Raw genomic sequence first — 18,311 nt, forward strand, 5'->3', positions numbered from 1 at the left:
TAATGCTGAGATTCTATTTCAAAAACAGTTTTCTCATTGTTTTCTTTCTAAGGGGAAATGCGCTTTGTCGATGGCTAGCCACAGTGCACAATTGATTTTCGATTCCTCAATAGAATATTTTTGAGGATTTCGCTGGCGCACACGGTTTTTAAATATGCACTACACTGCGTTGGCGGTTTTAGCCGTATCGACTATCCAAAACAGAATGGAGAGCAAATCATGAGCAAAGTGACATGCGTCAAGGCAATCCTGTTGTCTGCCTTGTTGTTGGCAGGTGGTGCGGTGTTCGCGCAGACAGCCAATGTTGATCTGAAAAGTGGTAACGAGGTACCGGCTAACGATTCTGCTGCTGCTGCAAAGGCCAGCATTGTTGTTGCCGCAGACAAGACCGTGAGCGGTAGCATTACCACTACCGGCATTGAGGGCACCATGGCGCATATTCATAGCGGTGCCACTGGCGTCAACGGACCTGTGCTGGTTGCACTCAAGAAGACCGGCGACAACGTATGGACTGTGCCGGATGGTGCCAAGCTGACTGATGATCAATATGCCGCTTATCTTGCTGGTAATTTATACGTCAATGTTCACAGTAGCGCGCATCCGGGTGGTGAGTTGCGCGGGCAGTTGAAGCCGTAATGAGGTAACCTGGAGGTCAGCAGGGATTGCATCCCCCGGCAATGCAATCCGGTGCGACCGGTGAGGTTCACCATGGCTTCGCACAAACCTCCTTAACAATCACGTTCAACGACAGCCATCTACAATGATGGCTGTTTTTGTTTGTGCCAGTTTGTACGGGCCTTGTACGCTACTTGTGTTTTTGTCAATGGCATGGCATTTGATTTCCATCAATGACAGTGCAGAAAAATTGCGCAGCTAATCTCGCTTGTTCTAAGATATGGCGCTCAGGTTTTTACTTGAAAATCGTCAAATTTTGTTTGCTTTTGCGGTTTTCTATCAAGGTAATTCTTGCTAATCAAGCAATATATCAATAATAGGGAGTAGGGAATGCGGAATGTAACAGTTCGCTCCAGCCTGATGGGAGCGTTGGCGTTGTTTGCCTCCATGATCGTATTCGGCGCAGCAGTTGGCGTGTTCACCTTGGGCCGTGCCGATGAATCAACAGTCATGGTGCATGACATTTCTGCGCGCGTGATCGGTATCAATGATGCCTACAAGGATACTGCGCGTACCCGCTCAGCCCTGAACATGGCTTATATCGCGCTCAAGGAAGATAACGATGAGACGCGTAAAACTACCATGCTCGACAAGAGCAAGGTGACCTACGAACGCGCCCTGAAGCAGATCGAAGAGTTTGATAAATTGCCACCGTACAAGGGGCAGGATGACAAGCTGAAGGCGGATCTGGTCGATGCAGGCAAGCAACTGGAAGAAGCTATCAGCAGAGCAAGTGCGGCCTTGCGTGCCAATGACACCGCTGCATATGCCAAGATCAATGGCAGCGATATTGATGGTCGTGGTACCAATTTCTCGAAATTGCTCGAAAAATTCGATGGCGAGATCAAATCCTTGGCTCAAGATCTTGTTACCGAGCGCGAGCGCGAGTACTCAATGGTTGTCTGGATGGTCGCGATTGGTCTGATTGGCGCACTGGCACTGGTACTGGCGGTACATTTCCTGTTGCGTAGCATCGTCCTGAAACCACTCAATGAGGCGGTTGACTTGCTGGATCAGGTCGCTAATGGCGATCTCAGCATGCACGTGGCGGCCACCAGCAGCAATGAAATCGGTCGTTTGTTCTCGGCCATTCGCAGCATGCAGCAGAGTCTTCTCAATACGGTTTCCCGCGTACGTTCGAGTACCAATATTATTAATAGTGGTGCCAAGGAAATTGCTTCGGGCAATATGGATCTGTCAGCGCGCACCGAGACGCAGGCCAGCTCATTGCAGCAAACGGCTGCGTCGATGGAGCAACTGACAGGTACTGTGAAGCAAAATGCAGACAATGCGTTGCAAGCCAATCAACTGGCACTGTCGGCGTCTGAAACTGCGGTCAAAGGTGGCGAAGTGGTGGCGCAGGTGGTCGATACCATGGAGGCAATCAATACCTCTTCCAAGAAGATCGTGGATATTATCAGTGTGATCGACGGTATTGCGTTCCAGACCAATATTCTGGCGCTCAATGCAGCGGTTGAAGCGGCGCGTGCCGGTGAGCAGGGACGTGGCTTTGCGGTGGTGGCCTCCGAGGTGCGTAGTCTGGCACAGCGCTCGGCTAGTGCTGCCAAGGAAATCAAGGAGCTCATCAGCGACTCGGTGGAGAAGGTTGAGTCCGGTAGCCGCCTCGTTGAGCATGCGGGTATGACCATGGGAGAAGTGGTCGATAGCGTGCGACGAGTGACAGATATTGTTGGAGAAATCAGTTCTGCCAGCCGTGAGCAGAGTGCCGGTATTGTTCAGGTTAATCAGGCCATCACGCAGATGGATGCTGTTACTCAGCAGAATGCGGCGTTGGTCGAACAAGCCGCTGCTGCAGCCAAATCACTGCAAAATCAGGCAACCGTGCTATCGGATGCCGTCAGTATTTTCCGGATTGATGCCAAGCAGGCCAGTACTGCACTGACTGGCGCGGCAGCGCCTGCATCAGCATCAGTGTCGGTCAAGGCGCCAGCTACACCGGCTGCATCAGCAGCGGCGCCCAAGAAAGAGGCGGTATCGGCGATTGCGGCATCCAAGCCAGCTTCCCGCGCGGTAGTTGCACCGGCGCGGCCTGCTCCCAAGTTGCCGGCACCGGTTGGGGCGGATGATGACTGGGAGCAGTTTTAAGCAACTCGTGTAATGCCATCCCATGATCAGGCCGCTCCCAAAAAGGAACGGCCTTTTTTATGCCTCAATGAAAGTCATGACTGCTGACCGCAATAGTGCCGAGTAAATGCGTGAGATCGAGCAGCCGCTTGGCGATCAGATGCTGCACGCCTTGCTGGCTTTGCCAGATGCCATAGACGCCTAGCAGTCGGGCATGCAGGATTTCCTGGCGCTGCTTTTCCAGTAAGGCTGGCCAGACGATGACATTGGTCGAGCCGGTTTCATCTTCGATGGTCAGAAACAGTACACCTTTGGCCGTCCCCGGGCGCTGGCGCACGGTGACAATGCCACAACCACGCGCAAACTGACCATCCTGAAATTGTGCCATTACCTCATACGGTAAAAAACGCCGCTGGCTTAACAGCGGGCGCAGCAAGGCCAGTGGATGGCGTTGCAGTGTCAGGCCGCTGCTGCGGTAGTCGGCAACGATCTCCTGTGCTTCTGATGGTGCACTTAAATGCAGCGGTGTTTCCGTGGTCACGGCTGCGTGTAGCAGATCCTTGCTGGGACTGGCAGCCAATGCTTGCCATAGGGCCTGCCGACGATGGCCGCTGAGATTGCGCAGGGCATTGCCGGCCGCCAGTACTTGCAGGTCGCTCTTGTTGAGCGCTGCACGTCGTGCCAGATCCTGCAGGTCACTGAATTGCTGCTGCTGACGCGCTTGCGCGATACGCTGCGCGGCTTCGCGACGCATTGAGCGCAGCAGAGACAAGCCTAGTCTGACGGCCGGATTTGCTGCGGATTGTTCTCCGGCCGGTGTTTCAAGGCGACTGTCCCAGTCACTGTACATGACATCGGCAGGTAATACCTGTACGCCATGGCGGCGCGCATCCTGGATCAGTTGCGAGGGTGAATAAAAGCCTAAGGGTTGACTATTGAGCAAGGCGCATAGAAACGCTTCCGGTTCGTGACATTTAAGCCAACTACTGGCATAGGCGAGAATGGCGAAGCTGGCGGCATGGCTTTCGGGGAAGCCGTATTCGCCAAAACCCTGAATCTGGCGAAAGATCGCCTCGGCAAACTCGCGCGGGTAATTGCGTTCCAGCATGCCTTGAATCAGACGATCATAGTAAGGGCCCAAATTGCCTTTGCGCTTCCAGGCTGCCATGGCACGGCGCAAACCATCGGCTTCGCCCGGTGTAAAGCCAGCGGCCAGTACCGCAATCTGCATCACCTGTTCCTGAAAAATCGGTACGCCCATGGTACGTTGCAAGGCCTGTCGCATGGCCTCACTGGGATAGGTTTCCGGTTCCAGTCCCTGACGTCGCCGTAGCAAGGGATGCACCATGCCGCCCTGAATCGGTCCAGGCCGCACAATCGCTACCTGAATCACCAGATCGTAAAAGCTGCGCGGGCGCATGCGGGGCAGCATACTCATCTGCGCCCGGCTTTCGATCTGGAATATGCCAATGGTATCGGCACGGCAGATCATGTCGTAGGTGGCGCTATCTTCAGCCGGAATATCCTGCATATGGAAGCTCTGGCCGCGGCGTTGGCCTACCAGTTCCAGTGTGCGTCGCAGCGCTGACAGCATCCCCAGTGCCAATACATCGACCTTGAGCAGGCCGAGTGCTTCGAGGTCGTCCTTGTCCCACTGAATGACCGAACGTTCTGGCATGGCGGCGTTTTCTATCGGCACTAGTCGCGACAGTTTGTCGCGCGCAATCACGAAGCCACCGGTGTGTTGTGACAGATGGCGTGGAAAGCCGATCAGTTGCAGCGCCAGTTCGGCCCATTGACGGGCCAGTGGTCCTTCCGGATCGAGTCCACATTCGCGGAAACAGTGCAGTAAATCGCTACTTCGATCAAACCATTGTTGCGACTTGGCGACCTTGTCGATAATGGCGCCATCGACGCCAAGCGCGCGGCCGACATCGCGCAGCACGCCACGCGGGCGATAGGTATGAACGGCAGCAGCTAGCGCGGCACGCATACGGCCGTATTTACGGTAGATGTACTGAATGACTTCTTCGCGGCGCTGATGCTCGAAATCGACATCGATATCTGGTGGCTCATCGCGCTCCTTGCTGATGAAGCGTTCAAATAGCAGAGTCGAACGTGCCGGATCAACCTCGGTCACACCCAGGCAATAGCAGACTGCAGAATTGGCTGCCGAGCCACGTCCTTGACACAGAATGCCCTGATCCCGCGCGAAGCGCACGATGTCATAGACGGTCAGAAAATAGGGTTCATAGGCGAGATCGTTGATCAGGCTCAGCTCATGCTCAATCTGTGTCAGTACCTGCGATGGAATACCTTGCGGAAAGCGCAAATGGGCACCAAGCAGGGTTTCCTGGCGCAGGTAGGCAGCCGGAGTTTGCCCTTGTGGCACCAGTTCTTCCGGATATTCGTAGCGCAATTCACGCAGATTGAAGTCGCAAAGTCCGGCAATGATGACGGTTTGCTGTAATGCGTCTGATGAAAAAATATTCGCCAGTCGCAAGCGTGTGCGTAGATGCTGTTCGGCATTTGGTGCCAGCTGATAACCACAAGCACCGATCTCCTGATTGAGTCGGATCGCGCTCAGCGTATCTTGCAGCGGCTTGCGCGAACGCACATGCATGTGTACCTGCCCTATTGCCGTGATCGGTAGCTTATGGCGCATGGCAATGTCTTCCACCACGCCGCGATGCAGATCGTCGAAGGGCCGATACAGTTGCGTCAGCCCGAGCCAGCCACGTTGCGGGAAGTGGCGTGCCAGCCATGCAGCCTGCTCTGACAAGGTATCGGCATGCGCCGGATAGTGTGCGACCAGAATCAACAGGCAGTCGGGCAGACCTTGCAGATGCGCGTGCGGGTTGTTGCCGGCAGTCGTGTCGAGATCCTCTGGCAGTAGCTGGTAATGTCCTTTGCTGGCCCGTGTGCGCGCCAGCGTGATCAACTCGGACAAGTTGCCATAGCCGTTGCGGTTCTGCGCCAGTGCAATCAATGTCATGGGCGTTGATTGTATTGAATGTATTGATTGTGTTAGCTGCTTTTGCTGCGTGCTCCAGTCGAGTTGGAAATACGCCCCTACCAGCAGCTTGAGCTTGTTTTGTTTTGCGGCGACATGGGCACGCACGATACCTGCCAGTGAACATTCATCGGTAATGGCAAGCGCCTGATAACCGAGTGCACTGGCGCGGGCCACTAATTCTTCAGCATGCGATGCACCATGCAGAAAACTGAAATTGGACAGGCAAAACAATTCGGCATAGTCGGGGATAGCAGACATGGCGGATATGGCAGGAGCGAGCGGTGTACGCATGGATCACCCGAACAAACCATGCAGATACCATTGCGGCGCGCGTCCATCGACATCACCAATACGTTCGCGATAAATCCAGTAATGGCAGTGATTCGTGGCGACCGCAACGTAGTAATCGCGGGTAATCAACTGGCCATTCCACCAGCCGGCCTCGATCCGTTCTGGCGGCGACAGCAGACGTAGCGGTGAGCCATAACATGGACGATGCCCCTGCATGCTCAGCGCCTTTGGTTGTGGCAGCAGCCAGGCCGGACGTGGTGGCAAGTCGCTTGTTGCTGCAACGGGTAGTTGGGTGCTTGTAGTACGTATGGTGGTGTCACTGCCGGACAATGGCAGCCAGCGATTTGCCAGTTCCGGACGATAGTCGGCCAGTGGCGCAGGCTGCAGGATATTTTCCTGTCCCAGTCGGGCCATCAGTAATTCCAGTAAACGCTTTTGCTCCAGTGGAGTGCCACCTGCTTGCGGGAATAGCGTCTGGCTGATTGCTGGTAAGGCTTGCGTCTGTAGCGCTTCCAGACTGAGGGCGATGATCGGTGCATGCAGTTCCAGTCGTGCCAGACGTTCCTTGAGCAGGCACAGTAAATGACTTTCTTCTGCGCTGGGTGCAGCCAGTTGCAGGTCCATGTTGGTTGGTGCGATCGCTTGTCGTCCCCGCTCATGTTCCAGTTGCAGTCGTACGTGCGTAACGGCCAGCTGGCGTGCTGTGAGCCAGCCGCTTAACTGGCTCAGCAGAGCTTGTGCGCTGGCCATGATGGCATCGGCATGTTCGATTCTTTCACTCAGCTCCAGTCGTTGCCGGAAGTGCGGTGGGGTGGTGATCCAATGACGTAATTCGATCGCACTGCCATAGGCGCAATCCAGCAGTTGCAGTACTTCATGCATGGCTTGACTGTCACGGCGCAGCAAGCCATCACGCGGTAGCTGTCGTAATGCTGCCAGATAGTGGCAGCCGATGTCGGTAAGCCAGTCAAGACAGGAGTGGATCGCCGGTATGATGGCGCAGGGCAGACGATCCAGCCGATACTGCAGGCTGCTGCTTTTGAGGCAACGCAGACCTGCCCGATGTGGTTTGCATCCCCGCGCCAGCAGCGCTGCACCAGCAGCCGTAGGCGCACATGCCAGTACGGCTGTCAGACCAAGTTGACGCAAGGTGTGACGAATTTGTCGGCATAGTGCGCGAATGCCACCGAACAGACTGAGGCTAGCGCCAATATCCAGGAGGATGCTGTCCTCCTGCTCCAGACTCACTTGCGGCGTGTATTGCAGCAAAGCCATGGCAGCTGCCTGCAAGGCTTGTGCCTCACGTGCCGGTGCGCGTTCATGCAGCAATGCCTGCGGCAACAAAACGGGAATGCCACCAGCCCGCATGCCACGGCGCACGCCGACCGTGATTGCTGCGTGGGATGCGGCAATGACACGTCGTTGTTGCACCACCACCGCAAGGCTGTCAGCGCACCAGTTCGGGTGAAACACTTCCAGTGATAGTTGTGGCAAATAAAGGGCGATCCACAGGCGCATAATGCAAGAGACTCAAGGAGGGCAAGGGGAGAAACAGGGGCTGTTCGCGTTGTGGTCCACGACGTTTGAGAAAACCAATCTCCAGACCGTCGGCACGCGGTGTCAGCGATAGTCGCAGTGGTGCCGGTGAGGCATCCTGCGCGCAACTGAGGGGGCGCAACAGCATAAACAGGGTGTTGCTGCCCTGTGCTGCCAGATGCAGGCGGCGCAGGCTGTCCCGGCGTAGATGGCGTTGCCACAGCAGGAGTGCAGCACACGTGTCGGACTTCAGAATCTGCTCGGCAGCCCAGCTGGCATCGGCGCTGGTACGGGCACGCACCGACAATAGTCGTTGTGCATCAATACCGTGTTGATGCCAGCCAAGGATCTGCGGCAGATGCGGTGCTTGTATCAATGCCACCTTGCCCGGTGCCAGCTGACGCAGAGCTGGTGCCAGCAAACGTAGTTCACCAATGCCTTCCTGCATCAGTAGCAAATCGATTAGCACACCCGTTGGCCAGCCCTGCTCAGGTAACTCCGCTGAGAGCGCAGGAAAGCCGGTGTTGATCCCGCGCAGCGTACTGCGTGCCAGCTGGGAGGCTAGCCAGAGGGCGCTGTGGATGGATTGAGGGGGAGGGGTCGGCATAGAATTGTTTCTATATAAATACTGTATAAATGTACAGTAATTATAGAACGTCGACGAATTCCTGTTCGTCTATTTTCGACAAAATGCGTAGTACCTGACAGGATTACTCAGGTTTGTTATACTTGAGTTAAATATTCGGGAATTCAGGGAATGGGACTGATGTACTGATTCTGGAGTCGAGATTTCATGCGTTTAACTACTAAAGGCCGTTTTGCCGTTACTGCGATGATTGATCTGGCGTTGCGTCAGGGCAATGGGCCGGTCACGCTGTCCGCGATCAGCGAGCGGCAGGAAATTTCTTTATCATATCTGGAGCAGTTGTTCGGCAAGTTGCGCCGCCATCAGATTGTCGAGTCCGTACGCGGTCCCGGCGGTGGCTATAACCTGGCGCGCAAGGCGGGTGAGGTGTCGATTGCCGATATCATCATTGCCGTCGATGAACCGATTGATGCGACGCAATGTGGCGGCAAGGAAAACTGTCACAGCCAGACCCATCCGGGCGGCACGCGTTGCATGACCCATGATCTGTGGTCAACGCTGAACGAAAAAATGGTCGAGTATCTCGATTCGGTTTCGCTGCAGGATCTGGTTGATCAGCAGCATCAGAAGGAACAGCAGCACCCTGAAAACAAAACGTCGACGACCGAACAAAGCGTGGTTGTCATGCACCGCCCTCACGCAGCGGCTTGATTGGAGCTAGAAAGACTATGAACGCACCTCTGGAAAAAAGCCTGTTGGACACCATCAAGGCACCACACTTTCCAATTTACCTGGATTATTCCGCGACCACACCGGTCGACCCGCGTGTGGCCGACAAAATGATTCCTTACCTGCGTGAGCAGTTCGGCAATCCAGCCTCGCGCAGCCATATGTATGGCTGGACTGCAGAGAAGGCGGTTGAAGAGGCGCGTGAAGAAGTGGCCAAGCTGGTCAATGCCGATGCACGTGAAATCATCTGGACTTCGGGTGCCACTGAAAGCAACAATCTGGCGATCAAGGGTGCAGCCCAGTTCTACAAGACCAAGGGCAAGCACATCATCACCGTCAAGACCGAACACAAGGCTGTGCTCGATACCGTGCGTGAGCTCGAGCGTCAGGGCTTTGAGGCGACCTATCTGCAACCGCAGGACAATGGTCTGGTGACGGTTGAGCAAATCGCCGCTGCTGTGCGTCCGGACACGATTCTGATTTCGGTGATGCTGGTCAACAATGAAATCGGCGTGATTCAGCCGATTCCTGAAATCGGTGAATTCTGCCGTCAAAAGGGCATCATTTTCCATTGTGACGCTGCACAGGCAACTGGTAAGGTCGTGATCGATCTGGAAAACTGGAAAGTCGACCTGATGAGCTTCTCGGCCCACAAGACATATGGTCCGAAGGGTATTGGTGCATTGTATGTACGCCGCAAGCCGCGCGTGCGCATTGAAGCCCAGATTCACGGTGGCGGCCATGAACGTGGTTTGCGTTCAGGTACGCTGGCGACTCATCAGATCGTTGGCATGGGTGAAGCCTTCCGTATCGCACGCGAAGAAATGGAGTCCGAACTGGCCCATATCCGCGCCATGCGCGATCGTCTGGCGAAGGGCCTGCAGGAAATCGAAGAAACCTATATCAACGGCGACATGGAGCACCGTGTACCGCACAACCTGAACGTCAGCTTCAACTACGTCGAAGGTGAGTCGCTGATTATGGCGATCAAGGATATCGCGGTTTCGTCCGGCTCGGCTTGCACTTCTGCCAGCCTGGAACCTTCGTATGTGTTGCGTGCACTGGGTCGCAGCGACGAACTGGCACACAGCTCGATTCGCTTTACCATTGGCCGCTTCACAACGGAAGAAGATATCGATTTCACGATCGATCTGATCAAGAGCAAGGTCGGCAAGCTGCGTGAGTTGTCGCCACTGTGGGATATGTACAAGGATGGTATTGATCTGAGCACGATTCAGTGGGCAGCGCACTAATCTGCCATTCAGAAGCCAGCGAATAACGGCCCGTCACACATTGCGTATGCGTGTGGCTTAAGCGGAGCCAGAACCATTATCAAGGAGCAGCAAAATGTCTTATTCAGAAAAAGTTCTCGACCATTACGAAAACCCACGTAATGTCGGCGCCTTTGAAAAGGGCGACGATACCGTTGGCACCGGTATGGTTGGTGCACCGGCTTGCGGTGACGTCATGAAACTGCAGATCAAGGTTGGTGCTGATGGCGTGATTCAGGATGCCAAGTTCAAGACCTATGGCTGTGGTTCTGCGATTGCCTCATCGTCACTGGTGACCGAGTGGGTCAAGGGCAAGACGCTGGATCAGGCGCTGTCCATCAAGAATACCCAGATCGCAGAAGAACTGGCCTTGCCGCCAGTGAAGATCCACTGCTCGATTCTGGCAGAAGATGCCATCAAGGCAGCTGTGCAGGATTACAAGGCCAAGCACGGCGGCGTCGAGCAGGCAGCCTGAAGTCTCAGCACCGGGCTGACGCAGGCAGACGCATAGAAGTCAATCTAAGGCAGGCATCATGGCAATCACACTCACAGAAAAAGCTGCAAAACATATCAGTCGCTATATGGAGCGGCGCGGCAAAGGCATCGGCCTGCGTCTCGGCGTGCGTACCACCGGCTGCTCCGGGCTGGCTTACAAGCTGGAATATGTGGATGAGGAAACACCAGAAGATCAGGTGTTTGAATCGCGCGGCATTCGTGTGTATGTCGATCCCAAGAGCTTGCCTTACATTGACGGCACCGAGCTCGATTTTGCCCGGGAAGGTCTCAATGAAGGATTCAAGTTCCAGAATCCGAACATGAAGGACGAATGCGGTTGTGGCGAGAGTTTCCGTATTTGAGTTGCTCTTGACTCTGGTCAAGCGCATGGTTTGCCAAGCCTGTTGACTTACTGACAGGCTTTTTATTTTCCTGCTCAGCAATCGTGGCGCTAGTTTGTCTGTGTCACGTCTGCAAGATCCTACCGCAAGATCACTATGCAAGATCACTTTGCACTGTTCCAATTGCCAGCACGCTTTGCCATCGATCTGACGGCATTGGAGAAGGCTTATCATGGTGTGCAGAATCAGGCGCATCCCGATAAGTTCGCGCAAGCTACTGCCGCTGAAAAACGGGTTGCCATGCAATGGGCAACACGTGCCAACGAAGCCTATCAAACCCTGAAAAATCCGCTCAAGCGCGCCAGTTATCTGTGCGAATTGCATGGCGTTGATTTGCAGACTGAGTCCAATACGTCGATGTCAACAGCTTTTCTGATGCGGCAGATGGAGTGGCGTGAAGCGCTTGATGACGCCAAGGCCGGCAAGCAAATCGATGCGCTGGAAGCGCTCGATGGTGAGTTACGCACAGCACGCAAGGCCTTGCTGGGCAAGATTGAACAGTTGCTCGACGCCGAGGATTTTGCGGCAGCTGCGCAATTGGTGCGGCAGTTGATGTTTCTTGACAAGTTCGGTACCGAAATCGGTGATGCATTTGCCTTGATCGAGGGCTGAATAATCAAACCGGAGCAGCATGCAGATGTTGTTCTTTTATTTAAACAGGCTAGCCGGCGTGATGCTTGACGGATGGGTGGGAAAAATAATCCGCAGCACATGGCCGACATGAATTGACTATGGCACTTCTTCAAATTTCAGAACCGGGCATGTCCACTGCGCCGCATCAGCATCGTCTGGCGGTAGGAATCGATCTGGGTACCACTAATTCGCTGGTTGCCACGGTGCGCAACAGTATCCCGGAAGTGCTCAATGACGAAGAAGGGCACAGTCTGTTGCCTTCCGTCGTACGCTACCTGCCAAACGGACACGCCAACATCGGTTACAAGGCCCAAGCTGCGCAGACCACCGACCCAAAAAATACCATCATCTCAGTCAAGCGCTTCATGGGTCGCGGTCTCAAGGACATCGCTCATGTCGAGAACATGCCTTATGATTTTCAGGATGCACCGGGTATGGTGCAGCTGAAAACGGTTGCTGGCGTGAAGAGTCCGGTTGAGATTTCTGCGCAGATTCTGGCTACCCTGCGTCAGACCGCAGAAGACGCGCTGGGTGATGATCTGGTGGGTGCTGTGATCACCGTACCAGCGTATTTTGATGATGCCCAGCGTCAGGCGACCAAGGATGCGGCACAACTGGCAGGACTCAATGTCCTGCGGTTACTCAATGAACCGACTGCCGCTGCCATTGCTTACGGACTGGATAACAATTCCGAGGGCACATTTGCAGTCTACGATCTGGGTGGCGGGACCTTTGATATTTCGATTCTGAAGCTGACCAAGGGCGTCTTTGAAGTCTTGTCGACCGGTGGTGATTCTGCCCTCGGTGGCGACGATTTTGATCATCGCCTGTTTTGCTGGATCTGCGAGCAGGCACAACTGGCACCGCTTTCGGATGAAGATACCCGGGTGTTGATGGTCAAGGCACGTGAAGCCAAGGAGCTGCTGTCTTCCAAGGCCACGACCCAGATTGATGCCAAACTGGGCTCCGGTGAAGATGTGCACCTCACATTAAGCGCAGAACAGTTTGCTACCTTGACGCAACATCTGGTCGTCAAGACCATTACACCATGCCGTAAGGCGCTGCGTGATGCTGGTTTGTCGGTGGACGACGTCGATGGTGTCGTTCTCGTCGGTGGCGCTACCCGCATGCCACATGTGCGTAAAGCGGTCGGTGAGTTTTTTCAGACCACGCCTTTGGCCAACATTGATCCGGACAAGGTCGTCGCCCTGGGAGCAGCGGTACAGGCCAATTTGCTGGCGGGTAACCGTGCTGCCGGTGATGACTGGCTGCTGCTGGATGTGATTCCGCTGTCGCTGGGTATTGAAACCATGGGCGGCCTGGCCGAGAAGGTGATTCCGCGTAACTCCACGATTCCCTGTGCGCGCGCGCAAGAGTTCACCACCTTCAAGGATGGTCAGACAGCGATGGCGGTGCAGGTGGTGCAGGGTGAGCGTGAGCTGGTGGCGGATTGTCGGTCTCTGGCGCGCTTCGAGCTGCGCGGCATTCCACCGATGGCAGCGGGTGCGGCGCGTATTCGCGTGACCTATCAGGTGGATGCTGACGGTTTGTTGTCGGTATCGGCACGTGAGATGACGTCGGGTGTGGAAGCTTCCATCACTGTCAAACCATCCTATGGTCTGGCCGATGAGGAGATTGCGCGCATGCTGCAAGACTCCTTCCAGTCGGCCGATGAAGATATGAAGCGTCGCGCCTTGCGTGAAGAGCAGGTCGAAGCCGAGCGCATTGTGCTGGCAACCCAGTCAGCACTGGATGTTGACAGCGCATTGTTGAGCGAGCAGGAGCGCAGCGAGATTGCAGTCTTGTTGGCGCAAGTGCGTGAGAAGGCGCAGGCGGAGGATCATCTGGCGATCAAGGCCGCGGTCGATGCGCTTGCACGTGGTACGGAAGAGTTTGCTGCCCGGCGCATGGACCGCAGTGTCCATGCTGCGTTGGCAGGCAAGAAATTGGATGAAGTTTCGTAAAGGACAAGATCGTGCCCCAAATCGTTTTACTCCCCCATGCGACGTTGTGCCCGGATGGTGCCGTCATTGATGCGCCTGCTGGCAAGACCCTGTGCGATGCACTGCTCGACAGCGATGTCGATATCGAACACGCCTGTGAGAAATCCTGTGCCTGTACCACCTGTCACGTCGTGATCCGTGAAGGCTACGAGAGCCTCAATGAACCGACTGAAAAGGAAGAAGACTTGCTGGACAAGGCCTGGGGCCTGGAGGCCACTTCGCGCCTGTCATGCCAGGTGGTGCTTGGTGACGACGATATGGTCGTTGAAATTCCGAAATACACCATCAACCACGCCAGCGAACATCATTGATACTTCCTGGTGGGGTGATGTGCAATATGGATAAGTGAGGCAATCATGAAATGGACCGATATCGACCGCATTGCGGAAGAACTCGCTGATAAATTCCCGGACATTGACCCCAAGACCATCCGTTTTACAGATCTGCATCGCTGGGTCATGGAGCTTGACGGGTTTGATGATGATGCCAATCGTTCAGGTGAAAAGATTCTTGAGGCGATTCAGGCCGCCTGGATAGAAGAGGTGCTGTAACTTCTCTGGTACCGTTGCCTGTTTGCCTGTATTGGCGGTCGCTGATTCAAAAAGGAGCCTTGTGCTCCTTTTTTATGCTCAGACCAGAATCGATGAAACATGCTGCAAGCCTGTCGTGTACTGAGGGAAAATCTTCTCCAGTGCACTATCGCGGATACGTAAATGCTTCTCTGCCAGCGTCGACATCACGGCCCGGAAATCGGTGGTGATGGCTAGATCGCGGCCTTCATTGAGGGCGGCCTTGTTGAGCCCAGGCCATTGGCCGTAAATGGTACCGCCGCGCACATTGCCGCCCAGTAGCCAGATAGCATTGCCATGCCCGTGATCGGTCCCGCCATTACCGTTTTCGCGGAAGGTACGACCAAACTCGGACACCACGACGATCACCGTGTCGTTGAAAGCAGGTCCCAGTTCCTGAGCTAGTGTGGCCAGTCCGACCGCCAGGGGATTGAGGCGGCCAGCCAGTTGCCCGGTGCCATTGCCCTGATTGGCATGGGTATCCCAGCCACCGACAGCCAGGAAACCAAGTCGGATCCGCGTATCACTGCGCATCAGACGCCCCAGTCGTGCCGTATCGATTGCCAATCCATTTGGTAGCGGAGCACCGTTGTTGGCCATGCGCTGTTCGCTACTGCTGAGTTCACTCATCAGTTCCTTGCGTGCGGCAACGCCATCACGATAGGCCTTGCCTAATGCATCGTCACTGGCATAGAGCGTGCCGAACGCCTGACTCACCTTGGGTTGATCGATCAGCGTTGGACGAGCCGCATCGCGACCGGTAGACATGTTGGCGACCACCTGCGGGCCCGTCAGAATACGCGGAATCGATTCGCCTAGCGCCAGTGCCTGTACCGGTGAATTTTCTTGTGGCAGGTATCCCTGCAGGCGATTCAACCAGCCGTCGCGGGTGTTGTGCTGGCCGGGTGTGCCGGTTTCCATGTAATCCTGTGCCTCGAAGTGCGAGCGCGAGCTGTAGGGGGACCCGCTGGCATGGACAAATGCCAACTGGCCGCTATCCCAGTAGGGCATCAGTGGCCGCAATGCCGGATGCAGACCGAAATAGCCAGTCAGATCAATGACGCCATTGGCAGCACCCGGACGTGCTACGGCAATCCCCGGACGGGCTTGGTAATATTCATGATCGCCATAGGGGACGACGACATTGAGACCATCGACCGCACCGCGTAAAAAGACAACAATCATGCGCGGCGGTCCTTCACCGTCAGCGTGCGGACGCTTTTTGGGGGTGCCATAGGCTAGTGGGGCATCGCTTGTGGTGGCGCGCGAAATCGTTCCCACTGGTGGCGCAACTGCACAACCGGAAAGGCCGACAGGAATCACGATGGCACCGGCACTGCTCAGTCCGGCATACCGTATGAAGTCTCGGCGGTTCATCTTGTGCTCCTTATCGTTTCATGAATGCCGGACTGCCCAGAATCAGACCGACCTGTAAATTGGCGGGTGAAGTCGTGATGGTATTGACATCGCTCTGGCTTAGCATCGGTCCTAGTGTCTGAATCAGGCGCAGTGGATCGACCGCTTCTGCAGTCGCTGGTGGCGGGGCTTTTTCCGCGCGCGCAATAGGCGATTTGCCATTGCTTAATCCATTGACGAAGTTGATCCGACGCAGCAGCGCATCTGGGTTGAGCCACGCTTGTTGTGAGTATTTGTAGCCTTCAGGAGTGAGCCAGCCATACAAAGGCATACCGAACTGATTCAATACGCCGCTGACCGGCTTGGGGTTGACGATCGGCGTGGCACTGGCACGCAACGAGGAGACCACGTATTGATAAGGTGTCTTGAACTGGCTCTGGTAGTTTTTGCGCGACCAAAACTGTGGGCTGTCGAACAGGACCTGCAAGACCGCCTTGATATCACCATTGGACGCCATAAAGCGTTGTGCCAGTTGATTCACTAGTGCCGGATCAGGTTCATCCGCAACAAAGTACTCCACCAGCTTGGTGGCGACGAAATGTGCCGTGGCCGGGTGCCGCGCCAGAACGTCAAGCGCGTGTTCGCCTTCCTGTTGGCCGGCAGGCTGGATGGTTTGCCCTAAAAATTGTTTGACACCATTGTCATGTCGCTTCGGATTGAAGACGAAATTGGCACTGTCTGAGCCTTCTTTCATGTCGCGGATATCAATGGTCCAGCCGCTCAGAATGCGTGCCAGTGCGATCACGTCAGCCTGGTTGTAACCGCCGTTCACGCCGAGCGTATGCAGCTCCATGATCTCGCGTGCGTAATTTTCGTTGAGGCCTTTGTAACGACCTTTGGCGCCCGGAGTATTGAAGCCGCTGCTGAGCCAGTTGTCGAGGTAATACAGCATTGCCGGATGGTGTGCCACTGCGCCCAGCAACTGGCGAAAATTACCCAGTGCCTTGGGGCGGATTACATTCTTTTCGTAGTCGCCAATCCAGTAACGATCCCAGTCCTTACCTTCGAATATATTGAAGTGATTGAACCAGAATTCGGTCATCACTTCCTGCAGTTGACGGGGGCTTTCAGTTGCCTGCCACAGACGGGCAAGATGGGTTTGCGGCGTGATGTCATCTGCCGCACGGCGTCGCGCCGCATTCTTTTCTTCCGGGGTGGCGCTATTGGGCGGGAAAGAGGGCGGACCGTATTGGCTATACAGCTGAGAAATACTTAACTGATACGTGTTGAGTCCATCGAGCCGGCTTTGCAGATCGGCTGGAATGACGATGCGTTCAGGATGGAGTTGTTCGTCGATATATTGTTTGACACCCTCTTTTTCGACCGCCTCAATGTCACCAGGACGCGGGCCGTACGCAAGCCGGTTTAGTACATGCAATGCCTGTTCCGCAGGCGTCAGTGCCTGTGCGTCGGCTGCTTGCCATGGCAGACAAATGCCTGCCAGCAGAAGCCCCATCATGGTTGATTTAGTCACAGCGCACATGTGTATCTCTGCAGTCATGAAGGATGAGATAAGGGCGAGATTCCAGTATGGTGATTCTTTGATTTTCAGGCTGTAAGAAAGTGTAATAAATACGATAAAAACTTAGATTATTTTCTATTTATTTCCAAAATAAAAATGAAATATAGAGATGGCTGATGATCTTTGCTCTAGTCCCCATTGATTGACTCTTGAATTCGGACAATTCCTATAGTCACCTCGTCAGTGTGCCTTTACAGTGCGGCTTCGCTTCGGAGAAGGTCGGTGAATTAATGGTTGCAGATGTCGGTTCGACATTGCTGCACCAGTTTACCGATCTTCCCTGGCATCACCGCGGAGGGGCATTGATGTTACGAAGATATCGATCAGGAACGGGGCTTTCTTCCGGCAAGGAAGGAGGGCTGGAGGCATTGATGGTGGCGACACCGACAATTCGTATCGCACTACTGGATGATCACGAGGTGGTGCGGCATGGGATTAGCGCACGACTGCGGGAAGAGTCGGATCTGCAGATCACTGGGGTGTATGGGACGACTGATGCACTGATGTCAGCGCTGCAATCGACGACTCCGGATGTGTTGCTGATCGATTACGTGCTGGGGGCTGATCAGCTTGATGGCATCAATCTTGTCCGGGCGCTTCGCTTGCGCTATCCGCGCTGCAAAATTCTGATGTCGTCCTCTCAACACAATACGGACACGGTATTGATGGCCATGCGAGCGGGGGCGCATGGTTTCGTCGGCAAGGAGCAGAACCTGACTGAGTTGGTTGCGGCAATAAGGTGTGTCTTCGCTGGCAAATTCTACCTTTGTGACAGGATGGTAGCGTTGATTTCCACGCGCTGGTTGAGCACCGTAGAGTCTTCTGCCGGAGATGAGCGGGGACCGACAGAGCGCCATTCAAATCTTTCTCCACGAGAAAGTGAAGTCATACGCTGTTATCTCGCGGGACTGACGGTGACCCAGATCAGCCAAAAATTCTCGCGCAGCATCAAGACTATTAGTGGTCAGAAACAGTCAGCCTTTCGCAAGCTTGGCGTACGTAATGACATCGACTTTTTCAAGCTGCAGCATCAATTGTTATTCAAAATCCAAAACTGACCTGGCAGCGCGACGAATCAGTGGT

16 protein-coding genes are annotated in these 18,311 nt (G+C 54.9%); 11 read left to right on the forward strand and 5 right to left on the reverse strand.

What is annotated here, in order from left to right:
• The first annotated feature begins 219 nt into the window (after positions 1-219).
• Positions 220-636: a CHRD domain-containing protein gene (locus FHW66_RS12895; protein ID WP_183380216.1), complete on the forward strand. Its 417-nt coding sequence runs from the start codon at positions 220-222 to the stop codon at positions 634-636.
• Between the two features lie 369 nt (positions 637-1,005).
• Positions 1,006-2,781: a methyl-accepting chemotaxis protein gene (locus FHW66_RS12900; RefSeq protein WP_183380217.1), complete on the forward strand. Its 1,776-nt coding sequence runs from the start codon at positions 1,006-1,008 to the stop codon at positions 2,779-2,781.
• Between the two features lie 64 nt (positions 2,782-2,845).
• Here the strand turns inward: FHW66_RS12900 and FHW66_RS12905 are convergent, their stop codons facing one another.
• Genes FHW66_RS12905 through imuA form a run of 3 tightly spaced genes read right to left on the reverse strand, consistent with a single transcriptional unit; the run spans position 2,846 to position 8,210 of the window.
• Positions 2,846-6,034, reverse strand: coding sequence for an error-prone DNA polymerase (locus FHW66_RS12905; RefSeq protein WP_255458954.1), 3,189 nt, complete (start codon positions 6,032-6,034; stop codon positions 2,846-2,848).
• Between the two features lie 36 nt (positions 6,035-6,070).
• Complete coding sequence (locus FHW66_RS12910; protein ID WP_183380219.1) at positions 6,071-7,585, reverse strand: DNA polymerase Y family protein; 1,515 nt, start codon at positions 7,583-7,585, stop codon at positions 6,071-6,073.
• Positions 7,515-8,210, reverse strand: a complete 696-nt coding sequence (imuA, locus tag FHW66_RS12915) for a translesion DNA synthesis-associated protein ImuA (protein ID WP_183380220.1) — start codon at positions 8,208-8,210, stop codon at positions 7,515-7,517. Before imuA ends, FHW66_RS12910 begins: the two co-directional genes overlap by 71 nt.
• A gap of 186 nt (positions 8,211-8,396) precedes the next feature.
• Between imuA and iscR the strand changes: the two genes are divergently transcribed.
• The 8 genes from iscR to iscX all read left to right on the forward strand — a co-directional run bounded on the left by iscR (position 8,397) and on the right by iscX (position 14,272).
• Positions 8,397-8,900 (forward strand): Fe-S cluster assembly transcriptional regulator IscR, encoded by a 504-nt coding sequence (iscR, locus tag FHW66_RS12920; RefSeq protein ID WP_183380221.1) that lies wholly within the window; start codon positions 8,397-8,399, stop codon positions 8,898-8,900.
• Between the two features lie 17 nt (positions 8,901-8,917).
• Positions 8,918-10,171, forward strand: coding sequence for an IscS subfamily cysteine desulfurase (locus FHW66_RS12925; RefSeq protein WP_183380222.1), 1,254 nt, complete (start codon positions 8,918-8,920; stop codon positions 10,169-10,171).
• A gap of 94 nt (positions 10,172-10,265) precedes the next feature.
• Positions 10,266-10,664, forward strand: coding sequence for a Fe-S cluster assembly scaffold IscU (iscU, locus tag FHW66_RS12930; protein WP_183380223.1), 399 nt, complete (start codon positions 10,266-10,268; stop codon positions 10,662-10,664).
• 58 nt (positions 10,665-10,722) lie between these two features.
• A complete protein-coding gene (gene iscA, locus FHW66_RS12935; protein ID WP_183380224.1) occupies positions 10,723-11,046 on the forward strand; it encodes an iron-sulfur cluster assembly protein IscA in 324 nt (107 codons plus the stop codon).
• Between the two features lie 135 nt (positions 11,047-11,181).
• Positions 11,182-11,697, forward strand: a complete 516-nt coding sequence (gene hscB / locus FHW66_RS12940; protein ID WP_183380225.1) for a Fe-S protein assembly co-chaperone HscB — start codon at positions 11,182-11,184, stop codon at positions 11,695-11,697.
• 119 nt (positions 11,698-11,816) lie between these two features.
• Entirely contained in the window at positions 11,817-13,682 is a 1,866-nt protein-coding gene (gene hscA / locus FHW66_RS12945) for a Fe-S protein assembly chaperone HscA (protein ID WP_183380226.1), read from the forward strand.
• A gap of 11 nt (positions 13,683-13,693) precedes the next feature.
• Positions 13,694-14,032, forward strand: a complete 339-nt coding sequence (fdx, locus tag FHW66_RS12950) for an ISC system 2Fe-2S type ferredoxin (protein ID WP_183380227.1) — start codon at positions 13,694-13,696, stop codon at positions 14,030-14,032.
• 45 nt (positions 14,033-14,077) lie between these two features.
• Positions 14,078-14,272, forward strand: a complete 195-nt coding sequence (iscX, locus tag FHW66_RS12955; RefSeq protein WP_183380228.1) for a Fe-S cluster assembly protein IscX — start codon at positions 14,078-14,080, stop codon at positions 14,270-14,272.
• A gap of 78 nt (positions 14,273-14,350) precedes the next feature.
• On the opposite strand, the gene FHW66_RS12960 is transcribed toward iscX, so the two are convergent.
• Both FHW66_RS12960 and FHW66_RS12965 read right to left on the reverse strand, forming a co-directional pair.
• Positions 14,351-15,667, reverse strand: a complete 1,317-nt coding sequence (locus FHW66_RS12960) for a DUF1501 domain-containing protein (RefSeq protein WP_183380229.1) — start codon at positions 15,665-15,667, stop codon at positions 14,351-14,353.
• Positions 15,668-15,677: 10 nt separating this feature from the next.
• Positions 15,678-17,165, reverse strand: a complete 1,488-nt coding sequence (locus FHW66_RS12965; protein WP_183380230.1) for a DUF1800 domain-containing protein — start codon at positions 17,163-17,165, stop codon at positions 15,678-15,680.
• A 212-nt stretch (positions 17,166-17,377) separates the two neighbouring features.
• On the opposite strand from FHW66_RS12965, the gene FHW66_RS12970 reads away from it, so the two are divergent.
• Complete coding sequence (locus FHW66_RS12970) at positions 17,378-18,286, forward strand: response regulator (RefSeq protein WP_370543462.1); 909 nt, start codon at positions 17,378-17,380, stop codon at positions 18,284-18,286.
• Positions 18,287-18,311 lie beyond the last annotated feature (25 nt).

The organism is Herbaspirillum sp. Sphag64, assembly GCF_014192645.1.
GTDB lineage: Bacteria > Pseudomonadota > Gammaproteobacteria > Burkholderiales > Burkholderiaceae_D > Herbaspirillum.